Annotated in this window: 1 protein-coding gene; it reads left to right on the forward strand. The window is 39.1% G+C overall.

The genetic code is table 11. The annotated features are described in order from the left end of the window. The coding region (locus MVY38_RS05410) for a hypothetical protein (protein WP_297484139.1) at positions 1-2,950 on the forward strand (2,950 nt) is incomplete at both ends.

A 2,950-nucleotide genomic window follows, 5' to 3' on the forward strand; every position in this document is an offset into this window, starting at 1 on the left:
TGACAACTTCACTTTAGTAGAGACCATAACAAGAGATAATGGAAAACCTTTTGATGGTTTTGGTCATGATGTAGCCATTACACATGGTTTTATAGGTACAAATGAAGAGAACACTTCATTTATTCTTGTTGGAAGTTATGTACTTCCAGATTATGACGCTGCAACAAATACGACAGATACAAAAGAGGAACTAGGTGCAGGTTTTGCAAATTACTATCTCTATAAAGATGGTACGCTCTCAGCCCCTGTTGTCGTAACTGTTGATGACAGTACAACGCTCTCAGACCACTTCGGTTCGGGTGTTGCACTTGGCGGTAATCTCGCTGTGATAGGCTCAAGTGTGAGGCTTTACAGCTATGCACGAGGTGAGGGTAATGCCCTCAATGCAAGAGTAAAAATAGAGAATGCCTCAGCAGGTATCAGCGGTGGTAATGTCGCTGTCAATTTTACGGGCTTTAACAATAAAGCAAGAAATGTTATAGTCGCAGGCAGAAAAAGTTTTGTCTCAAATGAAGACAGCTCTGCATATTCAGCGTATGAGTCTCGTCTCAATGATAATGACAACTTAGGTTACAGTGCTTCATTATCGGGCTTTGAAGTTGCGCGTGGAGATTATGCAAACAGTACCTTGGTATCTAACGGTGGGGCAGTGCTTGTGACAAATGCGTATGAGAACATTACAAGTACGACGAGTTCAGCGGCAACACCTCCAAGCATAAGTGAACCAGAGTATGGTTATGGACTCGCTACTGACTATGTGGACTTTGCATTTAGTGCAGATGATACTTGGAAAAATGACATTACAAATGTGCTCTATAAAGCAGGAGCAAATGCTGAGTATGTAGTACTTGGTGTAAATGACTACACAATCACTGCAGACAATAACATTCGTCTGCAAACTGCACAGTCAACAAATGTTGCACTTCATACACCGTACGAGTCTCATGGTTCTTTGCTTGTCAAAGCAGATGGCTATCTTGATGATGTTGTGATTATCAGTAGAGTTGGAGGGGGTTTTCATGCTATAAAAGCAGAGCTCTCTTCAGATACGGATTTAAATGAGAATAACCTAGATGGAGCGGTGATTCACATTGCTCTCTCAAACACTTTAGAGTTTGCAGATACGGCTTTGGAGAGTGCAAACTTTAGACTTGTAGGCGCACCGGCTGGTGTGAATATTGACACTGTTACATACAGCGATACAACACATGCAGATGTGACACTTGCGTTTGACGGAACTGATTTTGATGATAACGCAACCCTTGGCATCACCCTAAACGCATCAGAGTTAAATTCTTATGAAGATGTCTTAACTACAAATAGTTTACAGATCGAGGCAAAGAGTGGATCGACTACAAATGTAACAGACAACAATACAACACATCAGAGTAGTAACCCTCTCCAACAACATATCTCTTATGTTGGAAAATATCCAGGAATGTTTGCAAATGAAAAAGCTTTTGCAGCTCTGAAAAATGATGGAACAGTTGTTACTTGGGGAGATAGTGATACAGGAGGATATAGCAATAATCTCAACACAGAACTTATAAATGTCAAAGCTATTTACTCTACACAATATGGCTTTGCTGCCTTAAAAAATGATGGTAGCCTTGTTACTTGGGGGAGGAATAGTTCTGGTGAAGATAGTAGTAGTGTTAGTGGTCAGCTTATAAATGTTAAAGCAATATATTCAACTTATCTAGCTTTTGCAGCTCTCAAAAATGATGGTACAGTTGTTACTTGGGGAGATAGTGCTTCTGGGGCTGACAGTAGTAGTGTGAGTGACCAACTTACAAATATAAAAGCTTTATACTCTACAAGTGGTGCTTTTGCAGCACTCAAAAATGATGGTACAGTTGTGACTTGGGGAGAAAGTGACATTGGAGGTGACAGTAGTAATGTAAGTGACCTACTTACAGATGTGAAAAGTATTTACTCTAATGGTGGAGCCTTTGCAGCTCTTAAAAATAATGGCACAGTTGTAACTTGGGGAGGTACTAATAGTAGTAGTGTAAGTGAGCAACTTACAGATGTAAAAACTATTTACTCAACCTATGGTGCATTTGCTGCTCTAAAAAATGATGGTACAGTTGTTACTTGGGGAAATAGTAACTATGGAGGAGATAGCAGTAGTGTACATACACAATTAATACATATTCAAGGAATAGTTGCAAGTGGATATGCTTTTGCAGCTTTAAAATCTGATGGTATTGTTATAGCATGGGGAGGTGTTGATTATGAAAATCATACTATTAGTACACCTGGTATTCTTAAAAATATAAAAGCAATCTATTCCAATAGAGAATCTTTTGCTGCCATAAAAAGTAACGGAAGAGTTGTTACATGGGGAAATAGTCAGCATGGCGGTAGCACAGCAGGTGTTGATACACAACTTACAAATGTCCAAAAAATATATGCTTCACAATATGCATTTGCAGCTCTTAAAGAAGATGGAACTGTTGTAGCATGGGGAGATAGTTATTATGGAGGAGACAGTAGCTCTGTAAGTGACAAACTAATAGATATTAAATCACTCTCAGCCTCTTATGGAGATGAGTTTGTAGGAGATTTTAATCTAACTGTAACTGATATATATGATCCTCTTCAACAGACATTGAGTTATCCTGGTAAATATCCTGGCATGTATTCAAACCCCTATGCTTTTGCTGTTTTAAATGATAATGGCACTGTTGTAACATGGGGAGATTATCGATACGGAGGTGATAGTAGTAGTGTCAGTGACCAGCTTACAGATGTCAAAGCTATATACTCTAATAGTTATGCTTTTGCCGCTCTAAAAAATGATAGCACTGTCGTAACTTGGGGAGATAGTAACTATGGAGGAGATAGTAGTGGTGTCAGTGACCAACTTACAGATATAAAAACTATTTACTCAACCTATGGTGCATTTGCTGCTCTAAAAAATGATGGCAGTGTTGTGACTTGGGGA

Origin of the sequence: Sulfurimonas sp., assembly GCF_027056685.1 — a bacterium.
Taxonomy (GTDB): domain Bacteria; phylum Campylobacterota; class Campylobacteria; order Campylobacterales; family Sulfurimonadaceae; genus Sulfurimonas.